The organism is Streptomyces sp. MS06 (assembly GCF_047200655.1).
In the GTDB taxonomy this organism is placed as follows: Bacteria; Actinomycetota; Actinomycetes; order Streptomycetales; family Streptomycetaceae; genus Streptomyces.
Genome location: NZ_JBJZOJ010000070.1, coordinates 16,690 through 39,564, shown reverse-complemented (window position 1 = coordinate 39,564; position 22,875 = coordinate 16,690). Strand labels below are relative to the sequence as shown.

16 protein-coding genes are annotated in these 22,875 nt (G+C 70.4%); 6 read left to right on the top strand and 10 right to left on the bottom strand.

The window, feature by feature from the left end; all coding sequences use genetic code 11:
* Positions 1 to 297: 297 nt before the first annotated feature.
* The 3 genes from ACL02U_RS28360 to thyX form a co-directional block, all read right to left on the bottom strand.
* On the bottom strand, positions 298 to 1,983 hold the full coding sequence (locus ACL02U_RS28360) for a ribonuclease J (RefSeq protein ID WP_412793825.1): 1,686 nt from the start codon (positions 1,981 to 1,983) through the stop codon (positions 298 to 300).
* A 153-nt stretch (positions 1,984 to 2,136) separates the two neighbouring features.
* Complete coding sequence (dapA, locus tag ACL02U_RS28355) at positions 2,137 to 3,036, bottom strand: 4-hydroxy-tetrahydrodipicolinate synthase (RefSeq protein WP_412793824.1); 900 nt, start codon at positions 3,034 to 3,036, stop codon at positions 2,137 to 2,139.
* Positions 3,037 to 3,247: 211 nt separating this feature from the next.
* Entirely contained in the window at positions 3,248 to 3,988 is a 741-nt protein-coding gene (thyX, locus tag ACL02U_RS28350) for an FAD-dependent thymidylate synthase (protein ID WP_412793823.1), read from the bottom strand.
* 310 nt (positions 3,989 to 4,298) lie between these two features.
* On the opposite strand from thyX, the gene ACL02U_RS28345 reads away from it, so the two are divergent.
* Both ACL02U_RS28345 and ACL02U_RS28340 read left to right on the top strand, forming a co-directional pair.
* Entirely contained in the window at positions 4,299 to 4,481 is a 183-nt protein-coding gene (locus ACL02U_RS28345; protein ID WP_412793822.1) for a hypothetical protein, read from the top strand.
* A 116-nt stretch (positions 4,482 to 4,597) separates the two neighbouring features.
* Complete coding sequence (locus tag ACL02U_RS28340; RefSeq protein ID WP_412793821.1) at positions 4,598 to 5,152, top strand: hypothetical protein; 555 nt, start codon at positions 4,598 to 4,600, stop codon at positions 5,150 to 5,152.
* Between the two features lie 362 nt (positions 5,153 to 5,514).
* On the opposite strand, the gene ACL02U_RS28335 is transcribed toward ACL02U_RS28340, so the two are convergent.
* The 5 genes from ACL02U_RS28335 to rpsO form a co-directional block, all read right to left on the bottom strand.
* Positions 5,515 to 5,970: a hypothetical protein gene (locus ACL02U_RS28335; protein ID WP_412793820.1), complete on the bottom strand. Its 456-nt coding sequence runs from the start codon at positions 5,968 to 5,970 to the stop codon at positions 5,515 to 5,517.
* 17 nt (positions 5,971 to 5,987) lie between these two features.
* Complete coding sequence (gene dapB, locus ACL02U_RS28330; RefSeq protein WP_412793819.1) at positions 5,988 to 6,740, bottom strand: 4-hydroxy-tetrahydrodipicolinate reductase; 753 nt, start codon at positions 6,738 to 6,740, stop codon at positions 5,988 to 5,990.
* 42 nt (positions 6,741 to 6,782) lie between these two features.
* On the bottom strand, positions 6,783 to 8,159 hold the full coding sequence (locus tag ACL02U_RS28325) for a M16 family metallopeptidase (RefSeq protein ID WP_412793818.1): 1,377 nt from the start codon (positions 8,157 to 8,159) through the stop codon (positions 6,783 to 6,785).
* Positions 8,156 to 10,375 carry a polyribonucleotide nucleotidyltransferase gene (locus ACL02U_RS28320; protein ID WP_412793817.1) on the bottom strand — a complete coding sequence of 740 codons (2,220 nt, stop codon included), beginning with the start codon at positions 10,373 to 10,375 and terminating at the stop codon, positions 8,156 to 8,158. The genes ACL02U_RS28325 and ACL02U_RS28320 overlap by 4 nt, the downstream gene beginning before the upstream one ends.
* Positions 10,376 to 10,686: 311 nt before the next feature.
* Entirely contained in the window at positions 10,687 to 10,974 is a 288-nt protein-coding gene (gene rpsO, locus ACL02U_RS28315) for a 30S ribosomal protein S15 (protein ID WP_412793816.1), read from the bottom strand.
* 703 nt (positions 10,975 to 11,677) lie between these two features.
* Between rpsO and ACL02U_RS28310 the strand changes: the two genes are divergently transcribed.
* Positions 11,678 to 11,974, top strand: coding sequence for a DUF397 domain-containing protein (locus ACL02U_RS28310; RefSeq protein ID WP_412793815.1), 297 nt, complete (start codon positions 11,678 to 11,680; stop codon positions 11,972 to 11,974).
* A gap of 19 nt (positions 11,975 to 11,993) precedes the next feature.
* On the opposite strand, the gene ACL02U_RS28305 is transcribed toward ACL02U_RS28310, so the two are convergent.
* Both ACL02U_RS28305 and eccD read right to left on the bottom strand, forming a co-directional pair.
* Positions 11,994 to 13,520 carry a PQQ-binding-like beta-propeller repeat protein gene (locus tag ACL02U_RS28305; RefSeq protein ID WP_412793814.1) on the bottom strand — a complete coding sequence of 509 codons (1,527 nt, stop codon included), beginning with the start codon at positions 13,518 to 13,520 and terminating at the stop codon, positions 11,994 to 11,996.
* A gap of 370 nt (positions 13,521 to 13,890) precedes the next feature.
* Positions 13,891 to 15,402, bottom strand: a complete 1,512-nt coding sequence (gene eccD, locus ACL02U_RS28300; RefSeq protein WP_412793813.1) for a type VII secretion integral membrane protein EccD — start codon at positions 15,400 to 15,402, stop codon at positions 13,891 to 13,893.
* Positions 15,403 to 15,727: 325 nt separating this feature from the next.
* Between eccD and eccCa the strand changes: the two genes are divergently transcribed.
* From eccCa to ACL02U_RS28285, 3 genes are all read left to right on the top strand, one after another.
* Positions 15,728 to 19,696: a type VII secretion protein EccCa gene (gene eccCa, locus ACL02U_RS28295; RefSeq protein WP_412793812.1), complete on the top strand. Its 3,969-nt coding sequence runs from the start codon at positions 15,728 to 15,730 to the stop codon at positions 19,694 to 19,696.
* Between the two features lie 251 nt (positions 19,697 to 19,947).
* A complete protein-coding gene (locus tag ACL02U_RS28290; protein ID WP_412793811.1) occupies positions 19,948 to 20,520 on the top strand; it encodes a hypothetical protein in 573 nt (190 codons plus the stop codon).
* Positions 20,520 to 22,790: a hypothetical protein gene (locus ACL02U_RS28285; protein WP_412793810.1), complete on the top strand. Its 2,271-nt coding sequence runs from the start codon at positions 20,520 to 20,522 to the stop codon at positions 22,788 to 22,790. The genes ACL02U_RS28290 and ACL02U_RS28285 overlap by 1 nt, the downstream gene beginning before the upstream one ends.
* Positions 22,791 to 22,875: the final 85 nt, after the last annotated feature.

The following is a 22,875-nucleotide window of genomic DNA, read 5'->3' as shown; positions in this document are numbered from 1 at the left end:
GCTGTCTCGCGGCTTTCCTCCGGGCGCTTCCCTTCGGTGTCTCCGACTCTATCAGATCTTTCCGATCCGATTTCCTCGGTGCTTTCCAGGTTCCCGCTCTCGCGTTTCCCTTTCCGGCGCTTCCGACTTTATCAGAGATTCTCAGTCGGATTTTCCACCCCGCAGAGAAAGCACTCCGATGCATGAGGCAGCGGGGTTCCCGATGAGGTGGAGCCGTAAACGTACTGGAGCGGGGCGCCACGATGCAAATCGAGGCGCCCCGCTCCGGTTGCGCGCGGGCTGTGGTCGCCCGGGGCGTCAGACCTCGACGACCACGGGAAGGATCATCGGCCTGCGGCGATAGGTGTCGGAGACCCATTTACCCAGGGTGCGGCGGACCAGCTGCTGGAGCTGGTGCGGCTCGACCACGCCGTCCTGCGCGGAGCGCTCCAGTACCTCGGCGATCTTCGGAATCACGTCGACGAAGGCCGAGTCGTCGATACCGGATCCCCGCGCGTGGACGTGCGGACCACCCGTGATCTTGCCCGTGGAGGAGTCCACCACAACGAAGACGGAGATGATGCCCTCCTCTCCCAGGATCCTGCGGTCCTTCAGGGCCGGCTCACCCACGTCGCCCACGGAGAGTCCGTCGACGTACACGTATCCCGCCTGGACCTTGCCGGAGATCTTCGCCTTGCCCTGGACGAGGTCCACGCTGACGCCGTCCTCGGCGATGACGATGCGGTCGTGCGGGATGCCGGTGAGGGCGCCCAGTTCCGCGTTGGCCCGCAGGTGGCGCCACTCTCCGTGGACCGGCATCAGGTTCTTCGGGCGGCAGATGTTGTAGAAGTACAGCAGCTCGCCCGCCGACGCGTGGCCGGACACGTGGACCTTGGCGTTGCCCTTGTGGACGACGTTGGCACCCCAGCGGGTCAGTCCGTTGATCACCCGGTAGACCGCGTTCTCGTTGCCCGGGATCAGGGACGACGCGAGGATCACCGTGTCGCCCTCGACGATGCGGATCTGGTGATCGCGGTTGGCCATGCGGGACAGGGCGGCCATCGGTTCGCCCTGGGAGCCCGTGCAGACGAGCACCACCTCGCTGTCGGGGAGGTCGTCGAGTGTCTTGACGTCGACGACCAGCCCCGGGGGCACCTTCAGGTAGCCCAGGTCCCGGGCGATCCCCATGTTGCGGACCATCGAGCGCCCGACGAACGCCACCCGGCGTCCGTACTCGTGCGCGGCGTCGAGGATCTGCTGGATGCGGTGCACGTGGCTGGCGAAGCTCGCCACGATGATGCGCTTGCGGGCGCCCGCGAACACCTGGCGCAGCACGTTGGAGATGTCGCGCTCGTGCGGGGTGAAACCGGGTACCTCGGCGTTGGTGGAGTCGGCCAGCAGGAGGTCGATGCCCTCCTCGCTGAGCCGGGCGAACGCGTGGAGGTCCGTGAGGCGGCTGTCCAGCGGAAGCTGGTCCATCTTGAAGTCGCCGGTGTGGACGACCATGCCGGCGGGTGTGCGGATGGCCACCGCCAGGGCGTCCGGAATCGAGTGGTTGACGGCGATGAACTCGCAGTCGAAGGGACCGACGCGTTCGCGGTTGCCCTCCGCGACTTCAAGGGTGTACGGACGGATGCGGTGCTCCTGGAGCTTGGCCTCGATCAGTGCGAGGGTCAGCTTGGAGCCGATCAACGGGATGTCCGGCTTCTCCCGCAGGAGGAAGGGGACCCCGCCGATGTGGTCTTCGTGCCCGTGGGTGAGGACGATGCCCTCGATGTCGTCGAGGCGGTCACGGACGGACGAGAAGTCCGGCAGGATGAGGTCGATTCCGGGCTGCTCCTCCTCGGGGAAGAGCACTCCGCAGTCGACGATCAGCAAGCGGCCGCCGTACTCGAAGACCGTCATGTTCCGACCGATCTCGCCGAGGCCACCGAGTGGCGTGACCCGCAGGCCACCCTCGGGAAGTGACGGAGGCGGGCCCAGTTCAGGGTGCGGATGACTCAAAAGACTCTCCTCACCATGCGCGCCACGCGCCGTTCGGGCACGTGGCGCACATGACGTTCGTGCAGAAGCAGTTGTTGTTGTGGGGTGCGGGCCCGACGGCCCGCCTGTTCAGTTGTGAAGTCTCGTGGCGCGCCACGGCGCGCGAAGTCCGTGCTAGAGCTGTACCCCGCCCGCGGCAAGATCGATCTTGAGCTGTTCGATCTCCTCGGGCATGAGGCCGCACATGGGCGGGCGCAGTGGTCCGGCGGGCAGGCCCTGGAGGGTGAGCGCGGCCTTGGTGGTCATCACGCCCTGGGTCCGGAACATGCCGGTGTAGACCGGCAGCAGCTTCTGGTGGATCTCGGTGGCCTTCTGCACGTCACCGGAGACATGGGCTTCGACCAGGGAGCGCAGGTCCGGGGTGACGAGGTGGCCGACGACCGACACGAAGCCGACGGCGCCCACCGACAGCAGCGGCAGGTTCAGCATGTCGTCGCCGGAGTACCAGGCGAGGCCGGAGCGGGCGATCGCCCAGCTCGCTCGGCCCAGGTCGCCCTTGGCGTCCTTGTTCGCGACGATGCGCGGGTGTTCGGCGAGTCGGACGAGCGTCTCGGTGGTGATCGGCACACCGCTGCGACCGGGAATGTCGTACAGCATGACCGGCAGCTCCGCGGCGTCGGCGACGGCCGTGAAGTGCCGGTACAGGCCCTCCTGAGGGGGCTTGTTGTAGTAGGGCGTGACCACCAGCAGGCCGTGCGCTCCGGCGCTCTCGGCCGCGCGGGCCAGCTCGATGCTGTGCCGGGTGTCGTTGGTGCCGACGCCGGCCACGACGTGGGCGCGGTCGCCGACCGCCTCCAGGACCGCTCGTACGAGATCCGTTTTCTCCGCGTCGCTGGTGGTCGGGGACTCGCCGGTGGTGCCGTTGACGATCAGGCCGTCGTTGCCTGCGTCCACCAGGTGGCTGGCGAGCCGCTGTGCGCCGTCGAGATCGAGTGCGCCGTCCGCCGTGAAAGGCGTGACCATGGCGGTGAGGACCCGCCCGAAGGGGGTCTGCGGAGTGGAGGTCGGAGCCATGGGTAACACGCTACTCGTTGCTCACGGCGAGGTCTGCCCTCGGGGGTTGCGGGAAAATCCGGACAAAGGCGGAGCCCGGCACTGCCTGCTCGGGGGTTCAGGCAGTGCCGGGTCCGTTTGATCAGGCTAGATGAACTTCTCCAAATGCCGCAATACGGACACTTCGCACGGCGGATACGTACATCTGTGCCTCAGGTGGAACGCGGGTGCGTCACGGAGCCACGCGTCCGTTCGCGTTGAACGCGGCGTGCGTGAGCGGCATCAGCCCGGCCCATTCGGCCTCCATCCGCTCGCCGACCATCTCGATCTCCCGCTGCGGGAACGAGGGCACCTTGGCGAGCTCGTGCTGGGTGCGCAGGCCGAGGAAGTGCATCAGGGAGCGGGCGTTGCAGGTGGCGTACATGGAGGAGAAGAGGCCAACGGGGAGGACCGCGCGGGCCACCTCCCGCGCGACGCCGGCAGCGAGCATCTCGTGGTACGCCTCGTACGCCCGGCGGTAGGAGTCCTCCATGACGCGGCCGACCAGCTCCTGCTGGGCCCGGGTGCCCTCGACGAACCGGTACTTGCCCGGTCGGCCCTCCTGGACCAGTTTGCGGGAGGCGTCGGGCACGTAGAAGACGGGCTGGAGCTCGCGGTAGCGGCCGCTCTCCTCGTTGTACGACCACCCCACGCGATGCCGCATGAACTCGCGGAACACGAAGATCGGCGCGCTGATGAAGAAGGTCATCGAGTTGTGCTCGAAGGGGCTGCCGTGCCGGTCCCGCATCAGGTAGTTGATGAGGCCCCTGGAGCGCTCCGGGTCCTTGTCGAGCTCCGCCAGGGACTGCTCGCCCCTGGTGGAGACACGGGCGGCGAAGAGTACGTCGGCGTCCGACGCGGTGTGCTTGACCAGCTCGACGGTGACATCGCTGCGGAAGTCCGGCTTGAGTTCGTCGGCGGGGGTGTCGGTCACGGCGGAGCGGGTCCTTCCCATCACATCTGCGGTCGCGTCTGCGGTTCGCGCCCACTGTACGGGGCGCTCGCCGGGGCCCGGACGGCGGCTTGCCACCACTCTTTTCCGGACATGGGCACCTATGGCGGCGCTCGTTCGTCTGTACTACCGAGACCGTTCCGTACCACCGGGACCGTTCCACCCCACACCCGGAAGGGAGTCGATCCCCGTGTTCCGTCGGCGCGAGACCGAGCCCCCCGCTCCGCTTCCCGAAGCGGAGGAATTCCCCTGGCCCCAGGGGTTCCCCGCGGCCCAGGGGTTCCCGGGCGAGATGCCGCGACCGCCTCGCGAGCGGGCCTCGGCCGGGCGGATAGCCGGGCGCTGGCTGCTGGGACTGACCATCGTCTCGGCCCTGGCGGGCTCACTGGTCCTCGGCATGCCGGCGCTGTCCGTCGACCACTCCTCCGGCACGCCTCATCAGTCCCAGGCGAACCAGACGTCCCGGGGACGATGACGCCGCTCCCGGACCCCGGGACGCCACCCCCGCAGCCACCCGAAGGTGGCCAGTGCAGGCCGGGCCGGATAGCCTCACCGGGCACAGCTCATGCCCGGACCGAGTGAGGACCAGCCGTGCCCCTGCCCTTCCTGACGGCCGACCGCGCTATCGACGCCGCCGCGGACTCCGCGCTGCCCCATGACGACCGCGACCGCTGGCGGCGCCCGTACCGGCCGGGCCCGTGGCGGGTGGGGACGGCGGCACTGTCCCTGCTGCTGGCCTCGTTCGTGCTGTTCGCGGCCGTCGCCATCGCGCTGGCGGACTCCGCCGGCGGGGCGGGTGCCGTCTTCCTCTTCGCGGCGGTGGTCATCGCCTGCGCTCTGCGGCTGCTGCGCATGGGGGTGTGGGTGAGCGCCCGGGGCCTGCGCCAGGTCGGCTTCTTCGTCACCCGCACGGTGCCGTGGCAGCGGGTGGTCCACGTCCGTACGGTGCAGCAGCCGGTGCGCTGGCTGGGACTGCCGCGCACGGTCCAGGGACAGGCGCTGGTGCTGGCCCGCAAGGACCGTTCGGCGCAGGACGCAGCTCCCCTGCTCACCAGTCACAACGCGGATTTCCTGGCCCGCACGGAGGCCTTCGACCGGGCGGCCGACGCGGTCGAGGCCTGGGCCGGCGAGTACCGCAGAGGCTGAACCGCGTCGGCGCGGACCGCGTCCCCGCCCGTTCCGCCCCCGGCGAGCCATGACGGCAGCCGGCCACCCGGTTCTCCCCACGGGTCCGTCGGCGGGATGTTCCCTCACGGATCCGGTCCGGCGGTGAGGCGGAAGCCGCGGGCGTGTCCGTTCGTCCGGGGCAGACGGTTCGGCCCGCGCCGGAATCCGGCCCGCGAAGGATCAGGCACGCTGGAGATGAGGCACACGGGGCCTGGGCGGAAGGGGTGGGGTGATCGGTCCCGTTCCCTGCCAGTGGGCCGGCCCCGGGTCCGGTGGGAGCCCGGTCGTACCGGAGCCCGAGTGGGGTGCAGGGGCCCGAGCAGGGTGCAGAAGCCGGCGGGTCAGGCGGGTTCGATGCGCCTGCCGTCGTGCAGGGCGATCGCCCGCTGCATCGCCTTGCGGGCGCGCGGGGTGTCCCGGGCGTCGTGGTAGGCGACGGCAAGGCGGAACCAGCTGCGCCAGTCGTCGGGGGCCGCCTCCGTCTCGGCCTTGCGCCTGGCGAAGACCAGGTCGGCGGACTGCCGGTCGACCCGTCCGCTCGGCAGGCGCCGGAGTTCGTCCACGGGCAGCCCGCCCTCGGCGTCGAGCTCCGCGGCGAGGGCGTTGGCCCTGCGGACGAACTGGGTGTTCTTCCACAGGAACCACAGGCCGATGACCGGCAGGATCAGCACCGACACACCGAAGGTGACGGTGATCAGCGTGCCGGACTGGATGAGCATGACGCCGCGGCTGCCGACCAGGGCGAAGTAGAAGACCAGGACGGCAGCGGTGACGATGTAGGAGATCTTCGCGCGCATGATGCAGGGCCCTCGGGTCAGCCCAGGTCCAGGAAGTGTTCCAGGCCGAAGGTCAGGCCGGGAGCGTTCACCACCCGCCGGACGCCCAGCAGGATGCCCGGCATGAAGCTGCTGTGGTGCAGCGAGTCGTGGCGGATGGTCAGCGTCTCCCCCTCGCCGCCCAGCAGCACCTCCTGGTGGGCCAGGAGGCCGCGCAGGCGCACCGCGTGCACCGGAACCCCGTCGACGTTCGCTCCGCGCGCGCCGTCCAGCGCGGTGACCGTGGCGTCCGGGGCGGGCGGCGAGCCCGCCCTGGCCCGCGCCTCGGCGATGAGCTGCGCCGTGCGGGTGGCGGTGCCGGACGGTGCGTCCGCCTTGTTCGGGTGGTGCAGTTCGACGACCTCCACGGACTCGAACCAGGGAGCGGCGATCTGGGCGAACTTCATGGTCAGCACGGCGCCGATGGAGAAGTTCGGCGCGATGAGCACTCCCGTCCCCGGGGAGCCGTCCAGCCGTCCGGTCAGGTGCGCCAGGCGCTCCTCCGTCCATCCGGTCGTCCCGACGACGGCGTGGATGCCGTGGCGCACGCAGAAGTCGAGGTTGTCCATGACCGAATCGGGGGTGGTGAGCTCGACGGCCACCTGGGCGCCGGCCGCGGTCAGCGCGTCCAGCGCGTCACCCCGGCCGAGTGCGGCGACCAGTTCCATGTCCTCCGCGGCCTCGACCGCTCGTACCGCCTCGGAGCCGATCCGGCCCTTGGCGCCGAGGACCGCCACGCGCAGCTTGCTCATCTTCTGGGTTCCTTACCGGGGTGTGCCGGGTGGGTGGGTGGGTCAGGCGACGGCTTCGTCGAGTCGGGACGCCTGCTTGCCGTTCAGCGGGCCGATGACCGACAGGGAAGGGCGCCGTCCCAGGATGTCCCGGGCGACGGAGCGGACGTCGTCGGGGGTCACCGCCGCTATCCGGGCCAGCATGTCGTCCACGGACATCTGCTCGCCCCAGCACAGCTCGCTCTTGCCGATGCGGTTCATGAGCGCGCCGGTGTCCTCCAGGCCGAGGACGGTGGAACCCCGAAGCTGACCGACGGCCCGGTCGATCTCATCGTCGGGCAGTCCGTGCTCGGCGACCCGGTCCAGTTCGTCCCGGCAGATCTTGAGCACGTCGTGCACCTGGCCGGGGCGGCAGCCGGCGTACACACCGAACAGGCCGCAGTCGGCGAACCCGGAGGTGTACGAGTACACGCTGTAGGCCAGGCCGCGCTTCTCCCGGACCTCCTGGAAGAGCCTCGAGGACATGCCGCCGCCGAGGGCGGTGTTCAGCACCCCGAGGGCCCAGCGGCGGTCGTCTGTGCGGGCCAGGCCGGGCATGCCCAGCACGACGTGCGCCTGCTCGGTCCTGCGGTCGAGCAGTTCCACGCGGCCGGCGGTGCGCAGGGCACGCCGTCCGCCTCGCGGGGCGACCGGTGCGGCGTCGCCGGTGAGTGTGCCGGCCTTCTCGAAGGCGGCGCGCACCTGTCGTACGACCTTGCCGTGGTCGATGTTCCCGGCGCAGGCGACCACGAGGTGGGTGGGGTCGTAGTGCCTGCGGTAGAAGCGGCGGATGCGGTCGGCGGTGAGGGCGTTGACCGTGTCGACGGTGCCCAGCACCGGGCGGCCGAGGGGGTTGTCCCCGAACATGGTGTGCGCGAACAGGTCGTGCACGCAGTCACCGGGGTCGTCCTCGGTCATCGCGATCTCCTCGAGGATCGCGCCGCGCTCCACGTCCACGTCCTCCTCCCGGATCAGGGAGCCGGTCAGCATGTCGCAGACGACGTCGATGGCGAGCGGGAGGTCGGTGTCGAGCACCCGCGCGTAGTAGCACGTGTACTCCTTGGCGGTGAACGCGTTCATCTCGCCGCCGACGGCGTCCACGGCGGCGGAGATGTCGAGCGCCGACCGGCGCCCGGTGCCCTTGAAGAGCAAGTGCTCCAGGTAGTGGGTGGCGCCGTTCAGGGACGGCGTCTCGTCGCGCGAACCGACGTGCGCCCAGATACCGAAGGTGGCCGAGCGCACGGAGGGCAGGGTCTCGGTGACGACACGGAGTCCGCCCGGCAGGGTGGTCCTGCGGACGGTGCCGATGCCGTTCGTTCCCTTGATGAGCGTTTGGGTACGGGCGACGGCCCGCGCCTCCGGGGAGGTGCGGGCCGTCGCCCTGAAGCCGCGGGACGTCACTTCTCGGCGTCGTCCTTCTTCGTCTCGTCGGACTCCTCGCCCTCGATCACGGGGACGAGGGAGAGCTTGCCGCGGGAGTCGATCTCGGCGATCTCGACCTGGACCTTCTGGCCCACTCCGAGGACGTCCTCGACGTTCTCCACGCGCTTGCCGCCGGCCAACTTGCGGATCTGCGAGATGTGCAGCAGACCGTCCTTGCCCGGCAGCAGCGAGACGAACGCACCGAACGTGGTCGTCTTCACGACCGTGCCCAGGTAGCGCTCGCCGACCTCCGGCATGGTCGGGTTGGCGATGCCGTTGATCGTGGTGCGGGCGGCCTCGGCGGCGGGCCCGTCGGCGGCACCGATGTAGATCGTGCCGTCGTCCTCGATGGTGATCTCGGCGCCGGTGTCCTCCTGGATCTGGTTGATCATCTTGCCCTTCGGGCCGATGACCTCACCGATCTTGTCCACGGGGATCTTGACGGTGATGATCCGCGGGGCGTTCGGGGACATCTCGTCCGGCGTGTCGATCGCTTCCATCATCACGTCGAGGATGTGGAGGCGGGCGTCGCGGGCCTGCTTGAGGGCCGCGGCCAGGACGGAGGCCGGGATGCCGTCAAGCTTGGTGTCGAGCTGGAGGGCGGTCACGAACTCCTTGGTGCCGGCGACCTTGAAGTCCATGTCGCCGAACGCGTCCTCCGCGCCCAGGATGTCGGTGAGGGTGACGTAGTGCGTCTCACCCTCGATCTCCTGGGAGATCAGACCCATGGCGATGCCGGCGACCGGGGCCTTCAGCGGCACACCGGCGTTGAGCAGGGACATGGTGGAGGCGCAGACCGAGCCCATGGACGTCGAGCCGTTGGAGCCGAGGGCCTCGGACACCTGGCGGATCGCGTAGGGGAACTCCTCGCGGGTCGGCAGGACCGGGACCAGGGCGCGCTCGGCGAGGGCGCCGTGGCCGATCTCGCGGCGCTTGGGGGAGCCGACGCGACCGGTCTCGCCGGTGGAGTACGGCGGGAAGTTGTAGTTGTGCATGTAGCGCTTGCGGGTCACCGGCGAGAGGGTGTCCAGCTGCTGCTCCATGCGGAGCATGTTGAGGGTTGTGACGCCCAGGATCTGGGTCTCACCGCGCTCGAACAGGGCCGAACCGTGCACCCGCGGGATGGCCTCGACCTCGGCGGCCAGGGTGCGGATGTCCGTCACCCCGCGGCCGTCGATGCGCTTCTTCTCCTTGATGACGCGCTCGCGGACCAGGGTCTTGGTCAGGGAGCGGTAGGCGGCGGAGATCTCCTTCTCGCGGCCCTCGAACTCCGGCAGGAGCTTCTCGGCGGCGAGCGCCTTGACGCGGTCCAGCTCGGTCTCGCGCTCCTGCTTGCCCGCGATGGTGAGGGCCTGGGCCAGCTCCGGCCGGACGGCGGCGGTCAGCGCCTCCAGCACGTCGTCCTGGTAGTCCAGGAAGATCGGGAACTCGCCGGTCGGCTTGGCGGCCTTGGCGGCGAGGTCCGACTGGGCCTTGCACAGAACCTTGATGAACGGCTTCGCGGCCTCCAGGCCGGCGGCGACGATCTCCTCGGTCGGCGCCTCGACACCGCTCTCGACCAGCTTGATGGTCTTCTCGGTGGCCTCGGCCTCGACCATCATGATCGCCACGTCGCCGTCCTCGAGGGCGCGGCCCGCGACGACCATGTCGAAGACGGCGTCCTCAAGCTCGGCGTGCGTCGGGAAGGCGACCCACTGGCCGCGGATCAGCGCGACGCGGACGCCGCCGATCGGGCCGGAGAAGGGCAGACCGGCCAGCTGCGTGGACGCGGACGCGGCGTTGATCGCCACGACGTCGTACAGGTGGTCGGGGTTGAGCGCCATGACGGTGCAGACGACCTGGATCTCGTTGCGCAGGCCCTTCTTGAAGGACGGGCGCAGCGGGCGGTCGATGAGCCGGCAGGTGAGGATCGCGTCCTCGGAGGGGCGGCCCTCACGGCGGAAGAAGCTGCCGGGGATCTTGCCGGCGGCGTACATCCGCTCCTCGACGTCCACCGTCAGGGGGAAGAAGTCGAGCTGGTCCTTGGGCTGCTTGGAGGCGGTGGTGGCCGACAGCACCATGGTGTCGTCGTCCAGGTACGCCACGGCGGAGCCGGCGGCCTGCTTGGCCAGGCGGCCCGTCTCGAAGCGGATGGTGCGGGTGCCGAAGGCGCCGTTGTCGATGACGGCCTCGGCGTAGTGGGTCTCGTTCTCCACTAGCGTTCTCTCCGTTACTTGTCGTCTTTCGTCCCTCCCGGCCCGTGTGGCCGGGGGACGGGGCGGAGAGGCGCTCCGTGCGGTGCGGGCCGGTCTTCGATCGAAGCACCCGGGGCTCGGTTTCCCCCGGGAGCCACTACCGAGGACCGGCGGCGGCGAGGTTGCGCCTCTCCTGATTCAGTTGTGCGTGTCGTCACGCTGAGTCGTGCGTATGCCGTTGTGCTACCACACTACAAAGGGGTGGTGACAGTCCGCACGTACGGCGAAGGGAGCGGTCCCCTGACTTCGGGAACCGCTCCCTCCACAGCGTCCTACCTGGCGCCCGCCGCGCCGCGGCGGATGCCGAGACGCTCGACCAGCACGCGGAAGCGCGCGATGTCCTTCTTGGCGAGGTACTGCAGCAGGCGGCGGCGCTGACCGACCAGGATCAGCAGACCACGACGGGAGTGGTGGTCGTGCTTGTGGGTCTTGAGGTGCTCGGTCAGGTCCGAGATCCTGCGGGAGAGCAGGGCGACCTGGACCTCGGGGGAGCCGGTGTCACCCTCCTTGGTACCGAACTCGGCCATGATCTGCTTCTTCGTAGCGGCGTCGAGCGACACGCGTACTCCTCATAGTTCGTGAGTGCCCACCGAGCGCCCCCGGTCTTCGTCTCGGGGTAGCTTCCGTGACTCGGAAGGCAGGGATCCGTTGAGCGCGGCCACCGGGGCGACGAGGCTCCGGGGGTGCGTACACAAACGGCCGTCACTCAGGGTACCAGCCCGGTGCGGGGAGCCGGACGGGTGGCTCCGGCGCGCTCCGACGATGCCGGGCGGTTCCGTTTCCGCGGCGCCCGCGGCCGACAGGGTGCGGGGCGAGACCGTCCGCCTGCCACCGGGCGCGGCCGTGGCGGTGGTGCCGGATGCCGGACCGGAGCGGGACGCGCCCGCGCCACCGGGCCGGGTGGCGGGCCGCCGGGCTGGGAGCAGCGCCGGCCGGAGGCGGGCCGCCGGGCTGGGAGCAGCGCCGGCCGGGGGCGGGCCGCCGGGGTGGGAAACAACGTCGGCCGGAGGCGGGCCGCCGGGAATGTGGGAGCGGTGCCGGCCGGAGGCGGGTCGGCGCGGGTCCTGCGGGGGAAGCGGCGCCCGGGGTCACCGCCCCCGGTGTTCGGGTTCCGGAACGCAGGTTCGGAATGCTCGTTCCGGAACCCTTCCTGCCCGGTCCTGTCCGAACCCGTCCGCCGAGGCGAATCCCCGATCGGGGCAGAGGCCGGCAAGTAGGGTGGGAGGGCAGCTCGTTGGCACAGACGGAAGGGGCGGAGCCGCCATGGCCGATGCCGAGGACCAGGAACTGAAGGCGCGCAAGGAGCGGGAGCGGGACGAGCTGTACGCGCTCGACATCTCCGGGGTCGAATGGCACTGCGCACCGGGCACCGAGCGGCACGAGGAGCGTGTGGAGATCGCCTACCTTCCCGGCGGGGCCGTGGCCATGCGGTCCTCGCTCGACCCGGACACGGTGCTGCGGTACACGGAGGCGGAGTGGCGGGCCTTCGTGCTGGGCGCGCGCGACGGCGAGTTCGATCTGGAGCCGGCGGAGCACCGGGGCGGGACCCCGGCGGAGTAGGCCGTCCGGCCCCCTTCCCTCAGGTTTCCGGCTGCGCCGTGCTTCCGATGCCGAGAACGAGGTACGTCCAGGCCTTCCCGGAGGCGGGCCCGTCGACCTTCTTCGCGCCGAGGAACAGGCGCCCGTCCTGGACGACGATGTCGTTGTACTCCGTCATCGTCATCTCGTCCGCCTCGGCCGGCAGCCCGAAGTAGAAGTACGGCGTCTCTTTGCCGCTCCGCGGGTCGAGTGCGACGAGCGCGTCGGGCGCGATGCGGTCCTCGCTCACGCTCAGCGCGAGCAGCCGCCCGCCGCTCATCCGCACCGGGTACAGCAGCGCTCCCGGTCCGGAGTCGAACTTCTTCGTGGTGTTGCCGGTCGACAGGTCGAATCCGATGATCCAGTTGGAACCGGGCTTCCCGCCCGCCTCCTTGCTGCGCAGGAAGACCTGTCCGGCCCCCACTGCGATGGTCGGGCAGTCGTCGACGAGGAGGTAGTCCCCCGAGGAGCACTCCCCCGTGTAAGTGCCCTTCTGCAGGCTGACGGTGGCGCGGCGGTGACCGTCCGCGTCGAGGGAGAGCAGGTCGGATATGCCGATCTCGCCGGCCTGGACCGCGAGCACGGCCGGATCGGCGGACGGGATGCTCAGGTCCCGGACGCCCTTGGCGGCGGAGTAGGTCCACAGCACCCGGCCCGTCCCCGGGTCGATGCGGCGCGCCTGGTAGGTGACGCGGTCCAGGGAGTCCACCGGAAGGCTGTCGTCGTCGTTCCAGCACTGCCGTCGGACGATCAGCGCTCCGCCTCCGGCTGCGCCCATGTCCTGGCAGGGGCCGGCCGACGTCGTGCGCCACAGGCGCTCGCCCGAGTCCATGTCGTACGCGTCGGTGCCTCCGCCCCAGGTCACGATCACCGTGCCGTGGGTCAGCGTCACGCTCGGGGGAGCCTGCTCCGCGCCGCTGCGGGCCACACCCCCGGAGTCGCCGAGGGGCGAGGTGGGGAAGTCGCGCTCCCAGATGCTACGGCCGTCGTCGAGGTCGAAGAACACCACGTGGTTGCAGTACGCCCCGCCCCGGTCGTTGGCGCGGAAGAGGACGGCGGTGCGGTTCTCGCCGCTGACATGGCGGGTGTACCCGCAGATCGGTCCGTCGAGGGGCAGTTTCCACTTCTCGTCCCCGGGAGAGGCGTCGGCTCCGACGGGCAGGCCGAGGAGGGTCTTGTTGATGCCCTTGGCGAGGATTCTGTCCGTGGCCCACATGCCGGGCATCTCGTAGTGCTCGCCGCGGCTCAGGTCGTCCACGGAGAACCGGAAGGCCATCCTGCCGTTCGTGCTCGCCGGCTGCTTCTCGACCGTTCGGCGGACGTCGAGGCGGTCCTGGGCGGCGGGCCGCGCCGGGGTGTCGGCGCCGCGGCCGCCACCGCCCCACAGCAGGCTGCCGCCGGTGCCGAGCGCCGCGAGGACGGCGAGCGCGAGCAGGGCCAGCAGGCGGGTACGGCGGCGCCTGGTCCGTACGGCCCCCGCCGACGCGGCGGAGTGGGTGTACGCGGACGGGGGCGGGCCGAAGCTCACGCTGGTGGTTCCTTTCCTGCTGCGGGTCCGAACATTCGTCGGCCGCATGGTGGGTCCAACCGGTCATCGACCGGGCTGTGGGCTTTACGACCGGTCATCGACCGGCCTGTGAGGAGCTCCAACCGGTCATCGACCGGCCGGTGGGCGGTTTCCGCCGACCGGTGACCGGCCAGTGGGTAGTCTCCGCTGACCGGTGACCGGCCGGTGGGCGGTCCAGCCGACCGGTGACCGGCCAGTGGGCGGTCCAGCCGACCATCGACCGGCCGACGACTCATTCCACCGGCCATCAGCCGGCCGGCGTGCGGTTTCCACCCGGTCGTCGGGCGGCCCGGACGGTTTCAGTCGGCCGTCGGGCGGCCGGGGAGGGGGTTCAACTCGTCATCGACCGGGCGGTGGCGTACACGTCGAAGACCGCCAGCGCCAGAGGGACGAGGGTGAGCAGGACGAAGCCCTCGGCGATCTCCGTGAAACGGCCCCAGAACGGGGTGAGGCCGCTGCGTGCGGCGGTCAGGCCGATCGCGGTGACGAGCGCGGACGCAGCGGCGATCGCGGCCGTGAGCCAGATCGTGCGGAGGTCCAGGTCGGCGCGATCTCCCGACAGCGCGTCGTGGACGACCGCGAGCGGCGGGTTGAGCGCGAGGCCGAGACCGAGCAGCACCAGCGCGCCGAGGCCCGCCGCGAGCACGGGCGCCACCTGGGCGGTGTACCTGAAGAGGTGAGCCCGCATCAGCAGGGCCACCCCGACGGCGAGGGCGAGCAGTTGGGCCCAGATGTCGTCGGAGAAGCCGAGGACGGCGCAGGAGCCGACGGCGAGGACGGCGCACCCGCCGACGAGGCCGACGAGGAGTTCATGGCCGCGTCGGGCCTGGGCGGTGACCCGTTCGGTGTCGACCTGCTCCTGAGCGGCAGTGTCGGCACTGCGGCCCCGGCCCCGTTCGGTGTCCGGGGCGTCGAAACCGATCGGCAGCCGGGCGAAGCGCATGGAAAGACCGGGCAGGAAGGCCAGGGCGCCCACCGCGAGGGGGGCGCAGAGGGCGGCGATCTCGGACGGCGACCAGTGCAGGAGGATGCCCGCGAACACCGCGGCCAGGCCCACTCCGGAGGCCGCGACGCAGGCCACGAACGGGCCGTCGCCACCCGGGGAACACAGGGTGAGCAGCAGGGCGGCGACCAGGATCGCCGCGCAGGCCAGCAGGAACTGCAGCTTGCCGATGCCCTGGCCGTCGGCGAGGGGCAGGATGCCGGAGCCGGCCACCCCCACGTTCGGCAGCGCGCCGAGCCCCACGGCGATGCCCGAGGCGCGGTCGTCGTACACGCGGGCCCGCACGCAGGCGAAGGCGACCAGCAGGCACCCGGCGACCGCGGCGAGGACACCGGGCAGGGAGTGCATGTCGTGGCCCGGGTCTCCCGTCCAGGCGACGAAGGCCAGCAGAGCGGGCAGTACTCCCCCGCCGACGAGGCCCGCCGCCCGGGTCAGGTCGCCGTGCCAGAGGGCGTTGTCCCGGGTCACGGCTGAGGCGACGGCCTCGGACACGTCGTCGAAGACGGCCGGGGGCAGCGACTCCGCGAAGGGCCTCAGGGTGAGGAGTTCGCCGTCGAGAATGCGTTGGGCGGCGAAGGAACGGGAGCTGTCGAGGACGGTGCCGTCCCGGCGTACGAGGTGGTAGCCGACCGGGCCGCCCTCGGTGGGGCTCTGCCGGGAGAGGCGGAGGATCTCCGGGTAGACGTCGGCGACCGGGATGTCGTCGGGCAGCGCCACGTCGATCCGGCTGTCGGGCGCGACGATCGTGACCCGGCAGAACCCGAGCCCGGAGACCGCCCCGGACTCGGCTGCCGTGCCGGCCCCTCCTCCAGTGACCGCCGCGGAGGCCGTCGTGCTCACCTGTCCACTCCCCCTCGTGATGGTTCTGCGTGCGTCGCGTGGAACTGCTGTGCCGATCCGCCGGCGCCCCGCGGGCCGACTACCGACGGTGGAGCGGGGGCGACGGGCAGGTGCCGTGCTGCCGTCGCCGGGCGGCCGGCCCGCGCGGTCGGGGCGGATCGCCCCAGCAGATCCATCAGCTCGACTCGCGTGTGCTCACGCGAACATCCGGCACCCTACGCCACCGCGCACCGCGCGAAGTCAGTAGGATCGCGCGGCGGGCTGCGTCCGCCTGACACGGGGCGGCGGACGGACTCTACGGCCCGGCAAGGGGAATTGGGGACCAGTGAGCCACACCGTCGTGAAGCGCCCGACGCGGGTGCTGCCGTCCGAAGTGCCCACGGACGAGATCGTCCTGCAGCCGCCGCCCGAACTGCCGCGGGGGCCTCAGGAGAGCGTGCTGATGCAGTTGCTCCCCACGCTCGGCATGGGCGGCTCGGTGGTCTTCTTCTTCACCAGCGGACAGCCCTTCATGAAAATCATGGGCATGGTCATGATCGCCTCGACGGTGTCCATGTCGATCGCGATGGTGATCCGCTTCCGACGCGGCTCCCAGGGCCAAATCGCCGACATGCGCCGCGACTACCTGGGCTACCTCGCCCAGACCCGGCGTACCGCGGTGGAGACCGCCACGGCCCAGCGGGACGCGCAGTACTTCCTGCACCCCTCCCCGGAGCAACTGTGGGCGCTGGTGGCCGAGGGCAGCCGGGTATGGGAACGGCGGCCCGGCGACGAGGACTTCGCCCAGGTCCGCGTCGGGCTCGGCCCGCAGTCGCTCGCCACACCGCTAGCGGCGCCGGAGACCGGGCCGGTCGAACAGCTGGAGCCCCTGACGGCGGGCGCCATGCAGCGGTTCCTCTCCGTCCACGGCACGGTGGACGCACTGCCGATGGCGGTCTCCCTGCGCGCCTTCTACCACGTCACCCTCAGCGGTGACGCGCAGTGCGTGCGCTCCTCCGCACGCGCGATGACGGCTTCGCTGGCCTCGCTGCACTCGCCGGAGGACCTCGTCGTCGTGGTGGCCGCCGGCCGGGAGTCACTGCCGCACTGGGAGTGGGCCAAGTGGCTGCCGCACGCGCAGGCGCCCGGGGAGGCGGACGGCGCCGGCAGCCGCCGGCTCATCGGCGGCGACACCCGCGAGCTGGAGGACCGGATCGCCTCCCGGCTGGCCGAGCGTCCGCGCTTCCACCCGAACGCGCCGCAGCTTCCGGACAAGCCCCACATCGTCGTCGTACTGGACGGCGTCTCCCTGACGCCCGACTCGGTGCTCGCCAACCCGGAGGGCCTGCAGGGCGTGACGATCCTGGAGATCCTGCCGGGCGACCCGGCCGGGTCCGGCGGCGACCTCTCCGTCGTCGTGCAGCCCGACGCGCTGTACCTGGAGTCGGTCGACGGGGAGGTCTACGAAGGGGCCCCCGACAGCCTGTCCTACGAGTCCGCCGACGCCCTCGCCCGGCAACTGGCCCCGCTGCGCACCGCCTCGGGCGGTGAGGACGACCAGCCCCTCCTCGCCAACCTGGAGTTCACCGACCTGCTGAACCTCGGCGACGCCTCGTCCGTCGACACCGCGCGCACCTGGCGGCCGCGTTCGCTGGCCGAACGGCTGCGGGTGCCCATCGGCGTCGGCGAGGACGGCCGCCCCGTGATGCTGGACCTCAAGGAGGCGGCGCAGGAGGGCATGGGCCCGCACGGCCTGTGCGTGGGCGCCACCGGTTCCGGCAAGTCGGAACTGCTGCGCACCCTGGTCCTCGGGCTCGCCGTGACGCACTCCTCCGAGACGCTGAACTTCGTCCTCGCCGACTTCAAGGGCGGCGCCACCTTCGCCGGCATGGCGCAGATGCCGCACGTGGCGGCCGTCATCACCAACCTCGCCGACGACCTCACGCTGGTCGACCGCATGGGGGACTCCATCCGCGGCGAGCTCAACCGCCGGCAGGAGATGCTGCGCGACGCGGGCAACTACGCCAACGTCCACGACTACGAGAAGGCGCGAGCGGCGGGGGCCGCCCTGCAGCCGATCCCCTCGCTGGTCCTGGTGATCGACGAGTTCAGCGAACTGCTGACGGCGAAGCCGGACTTCATCGACATGTTCGTGCAGATCGGCCGCATCGGACGCTCACTCGGCGTGCACCTGCTGCTGGCCTCGCAGCGGCTGGAGGAGGGGCGCCTGCGGGGCCTGGAGACCTACCTGTCGTACCGCATCGGCCTGCGGACCTTCTCGGCCGCGGAGTCCCGCGCCGCGCTGGGCGTGCCCGACGCCTACCAGTTGCCGAACGTGCCCGGTTCCGGATTCCTGAAGTACGGCACGGACGAGATGGTGAGGTTCAAGGCCGCATACGTCTCCGGCGTCCACCGGTCCGGGCGGCAGCACGCGGCGCTGGGCGGCGGCGCCCAGCCCGTCGACCGCCGTCCGGTCCTGTTCACCGCGGCCGAGGTCCCGGTGCGGTACGCGCCGGTACCCCGGCAGCACCGGGCGGGAGAGCCGGAAGCGGAGGAGGCCCTCGCCGACACCGTCCTGGACGTGATCGTGCGCCGGCTGGAGGCCCAGGGACCGGCCGCGCACCAGGTGTGGCTGCCGCCGCTGGACAGCCCCCCGTCGCTGGACGGCCTGCTGCCCGGACTCGGCGCGGTCCAGGGCCGCGGACTCACCCAGCCGGGCTACGAGGGGGCCGGACGCCTCGTCGTCCCCGTCGGCATCGTCGACAAACCCTACGAGCAGCGCCGCGACCCGCTCCGGGTCGACTTCTCCGGCGCCGCGGGCCACATGCAGATCATCGGCGGCCCCCAGTCCGGGAAGTCGACGCTGCTGCGCGCCCTCATCTCCTCCTTCGCGCTGACCCACACACCCCACGAGGTCCAGTTCTACGGTCTCGACTTCGGCGGCGGCGGCATGGCGGCCGTCGCCGGGCTCCCGCACGTCGGCGGGGTGGCCTCGCGGCTGGACCCGGAGCGCGTACGGCGTACCGTCGCCGAGGTGTACGGCGTGCTGACCCGGAGGGAGGAGTACTTCCGCTCGACAGGTATCTCCTCGATCGCCGACTTCCGGACCCGGCGTGCCAGGGGGGAGATCCCGGTCACCGACCAGCCCTGGGGCGACGTCTTCCTCGTGATCGACGGCTGGGGCAACTTCCGCGCCGACTACGAGGCACTCGACGCGATCGTCCTGGAGATCGCGGCACGCGGCCTGGGCTACGGGGTGCACCTGGTCCTCACCGCGTCCCGCTCGATGGAGGTCCGCTCCAACCTCAAGGACCACCTGATGAACCGGCTGGAACTGCGGCTCGGTGACACGATGGACTCCGAACTCGACCGCAAGGTCGCCGCGAACGTCCCGGCGGGCGTGCCCGGCCGCGGCCAGACCCCGCAGAAACTGCACTTCATGGCTGCCGTGCCGCGCATCGACGGTCTCGCCTCGGACACCGATCTCGCCGACGCCACCCGGGCACTGGCGGCCGAGGTGTCCCGTCACTGGCAGGCGCCGGGCGCTCCCGAGGTCCGGCTCCTGCCGCGCGAGTTCCCGGCGGCTCAACTGCCCCCGGGCAACCGCCTACCGCAGCGCGGCATCGCCTTCGCCCTCGACGAGGACAACCTCGAGCCGGTCTTCGTGGACTTCGACCAGGACCCGTTCTTCCTCGTCTTCGGTGAGAGCGAGTCCGGCAAGTCCAACCTGCTGCGCCTGCTGATCAAACAGCTCGCGGAGCGCTACCCGGGCGACGAGTGCAAGCTGTTCGTGGTGGACAACAGGAGGGCCCTGCTGGACGCGACGCCGCCCTCCCACCTGGCCGAGTACATTCCCATGTCCAACGCCATGGAACACCACATGTCCGCCCTCGCCGACCTGATGCAGCGGCGGACGCCCACCGCGGACGTGACGGCACAGCAGTTGCGGGACCGGAGCTGGTGGCAGGGGCCCACGGTCTTCGTCGTCATCGACGACTACGACCTGGTGTCGACGTCGAGCGGCAACCCGTTGGCGGGGCTGACGGAGCTGCTGCCGTTCTCCCGGGACGTGGGCGTGCGGTTCATCATCGCGCGGTCGACGGCGGGAGCGGGACGGGCGTCCTACGAGCCGTTCATGCAGCGGATGAAGGAACTCGGCGCGCAGGGCGTAGTCCTTGCGGGTGATCCGTCAGAGGGCGATCTGCTCGGCCGGGTGCGTCCCCGGCCCATGCCACCGGGGCGCGGGGTCTTCGTCTCGCGGCGGAGGGGCACGCCGCTGGTGCAGACCGCGTTGCTGCCGGAGGACGTGAGCTGAGAACGTACTGCGCGGGCGGACGGCGAGGCCCCTCTGCGCGAACCCCCTCCGGGAGGGAGGGGAACTCCTGAACGTGCCCGCCGCGGATCGCGTCCCGTGCGACGAGGCGGAGCGCCGACACCGACGCCCGGCCGGACGGGGGTCCGCGGAAACCGGCCTTCCCCGGTTCGACCCGAACTGCCGATGACACCGGCACTGAGCGGTTCCGTCCGCCGGGCGTGACCCGCCGTGCTCGAGGAAGGGGTCCACGCGTGGCGTCGTGGGACGAGTGGGAACAGCTGAAGGCGCAGGCGGTCCCGGACCGGGGGCGCTCCACGCACATGCGGTTGAACCAGGTCGACGGCGGTGGCGGCCACACCGCGGCCCCCGGCGCCTACGGCGATCTGAAGGTCGGCCACAGCGACCTGGCGAACATCGGCAAGAACGCCTTCGACCTGTACAACGACCTGTGGGACAAGGGGCGCCGGGCCGTACCGACCAGCGAGACCGCCGCCGGCACCCTGTCGACGGACGGCTTCGCCCTCGGTGACGCCCTCCAGCACGTGGCCCGCCGCTGGGACGAGCAGCTGTCCTCTCTCAGAGACGCCTGTGCGCACATCTCGAACCACATGACCGTCACGAAGAAGCTGCACGCGGACGACGACCACTACGTCCGGCGCCGGATGAGCAGCATCGACCTGCTCGACGCCGGCTTCGACGAGCGGGCCGGTGCCCCGGGCGCCAGGAACCCCGTCTACGGCGACTCCAGCGACTCCGGCGACTCCGGCGACTCCGGTGACTCCGGCGACTCCGGTGACTCCGGTGGCGAGAAGGGCAGGCGCTGATGGACCTGGATGCCCTCCGGTTCGCCGACTTCGGCCGACTCGACACGGCCGTCGACGACTGGTCGACGATGGTCCTCGACCTGGAAACGCTCAAGGAGGACGCCGGCGAAGGCCTGCGCGGCGCGGCGGACAAGGCCGACTGGGCCGGATACAACGCCACCGTGACGAAGGAGTTCATCGGCAAGACGGCCGGCGAGGTCGCCGACGCCCACGCCCAGGCGACGTCGATCCGGAACATCCTGCGGGACACCCGGAACGAGCTGAAGGTCTATCAGAAGAAGCTCCAGAAAGCCCTCGACCTGGGGCTGGAGAAGAACCTCACGGTGGTGTCCACCGGGGACGGCGGATTCACCGTCACCATGAACGTCCACCCCGACCGCGCCGCCCACGGCACGACCGTGCCCGAGCACGACGAGGGTGACGTCACCGCCCTGCGCGACGAGGTGCAGAAGATCCTCGACGGGGCGACGGAGAGCGACAGCTCCGCCGGAACCGTCCTGACGGCCCTCGCGGACCAGAGCGCGGTCGGATTCTCCGACGCCGCCTACCAGGACAGGGACTCCGCCGACACGGCGATCAAGAAGGCCGACGAACTGGCCGCGCTCGCCGGGAAGGCCCCCGACGACCTCACGCTCGAGGAGTTCGACCGGCTCAACGCCGGTCTCGCGAAGTACCGCGGGGACCGGCTGTTCACCGAACGGTTCGCGACCGACCTGGGCCCGCGGAGGACCCTCGAGTTCTGGAGCGGGATCACCGACCCCCGAACCGGTTCGGGGAGGTTCCGTGACCGTCTCGACCAGTTCGACGACCTGCAGAGGAACCTCGGCCTCACCCTCGCCGGCGCCTCACGGAGCGACTCCGCCGCGATGACCGACTGGAAGAACGACGTGATCGCCCTCGGCGAGAGGCGCATCGGCAGCCCCGGCGGCCCCACCGGCTTCCAGGTCATGAGCAACCTCATGCGGGTCGGCGACTACGACGACTTCTTCATGAACGAGTACGGCACCGCGCTCATGGCGAACGAGCGCAAGCTGACCGACAACGGTGAGCACCCGAACCTCGTCTGGCGCGTGGGCGTCGCCGGGGGCACCATGCAGTACCTCAACCGCATCGGCGACGACAGCGGGGCCGACGCGCTCACGGGCTATCTCAAAGGGCTGTCCAACAGCCCGGACGCCGCCACCGCCTTCTTCAACGAGCAGTACCTGCCGAAGGACGACGACCACAAGTCGGCCGTCTCGAACTTCGACTACCTCTTCAAGGACCGCGACTGGCCCGCGGAACGGAACCTTCACGGGGACGAACTGCACACCGGCCAGAACAACCTGGCCCTCGCCCTGGAAGCGGCCACCACGGGCCACCCCGCCGGCGAACTGCCCACGGCTGACACTCCAGCGCACAACGAGGAGCAAGCGAAACTCTTCGAGAGTCTCGTCACCTCGATCTCGGACGACACGGGGCATCTCACGGACCGCGGATACATGTCCGATAGTATCGGGCAGATCACCGCAGAATACCTACCCGATATCAATCGGGCGATGACGGACGACTCCGACGAAGACACGAACCGACTGTTCCCTGTAGCGGGTTCCTCGGCCACGCTTAATCACCGAGATGTCACAGCCTTCCTTGTCGCCGTCGGGCAGAATCCCGAAGGCTATGCGGCTGTCGAAGTGGCCAACAAGCAGTACATGGCCAACTTGATGGACTACCACATGAACCCCGACCTGCCTGCTGGCGAGCGATACTCCGACGACACTCAATTCGCCGTCGAACAACTGGCCCACGGATCCGGAGAGATTTCAGGCACACTTGCCATCGGACGCCAAGAGGCGGTCGCCGGCCCCGCCAACCAGAAGGACGGCTCCTATGACCACGCGATTTCCCAATGGAAGAACGCCATCTCCGGCAGTATCGGTACGGGGATCGGCGTCGGCACGTCGTTCATTGCCACGCCCATGGGCGGCGCCGTAGCGGGTGGGGTGGCAGGCACCGTCAGCAGCATGGTCCTCGAGGACTTGTTCCAGGGGGTCGAAGGCCACGCGAAGGATGACGCCGGCCACGAAATGGCCAAGCGGTGGGAACAGGGCCTCGATGAGAACGCCTCTTACACGGAGAGGGCAGCAGAACTCGCCACCAAAGCACATCATCGCACCGATCTGCAGAAAATCGACATGGATGAGAAGGCTCGGGTAGCGGCGCAGGACGGTTTCAGGGCCGCAGGTACTGACGCGGAGTACATGGCCCCGCATCTCAAGACCGAGATCTGACGTTCTACGTGGCGAGAGGAAGTCACGATGTTCCGCATCCGACCTGAGCGACCGACACGCACGACCCCCTATACCCGTTCACTGG

What these genes read in the sequence shown, in the direction of transcription:
- dapA (WP_412793824.1), bottom strand. Translation starts at nt 3,036, where the DNA reads ATGGCTCCGACCTCCACTCCGCAGACCCCCTTCGGGCGGGTCCTCACC.
- ACL02U_RS28345 (WP_412793822.1), top strand. Translation starts at nt 4,299, where the DNA reads ATGCCGCGACCGCCTCGCGAGCGGGCCTCGGCCGGGCGGATAGCCGGG.
- ACL02U_RS28335 (WP_412793820.1), bottom strand. Translation starts at nt 5,970, where the DNA reads ATGCGCGCGAAGATCTCCTACATCGTCACCGCTGCCGTCCTGGTCTTC.
- dapB (WP_412793819.1), bottom strand. Translation starts at nt 6,740, where the DNA reads ATGAGCAAGCTGCGCGTGGCGGTCCTCGGCGCCAAGGGCCGGATCGGC.
- ACL02U_RS28310 (WP_412793815.1), top strand. Translation starts at nt 11,678, where the DNA reads ATGGCCGATGCCGAGGACCAGGAACTGAAGGCGCGCAAGGAGCGGGAG.
- ACL02U_RS28285 (WP_412793810.1), top strand. Translation starts at nt 20,520, where the DNA reads ATGGACCTGGATGCCCTCCGGTTCGCCGACTTCGGCCGACTCGACACG.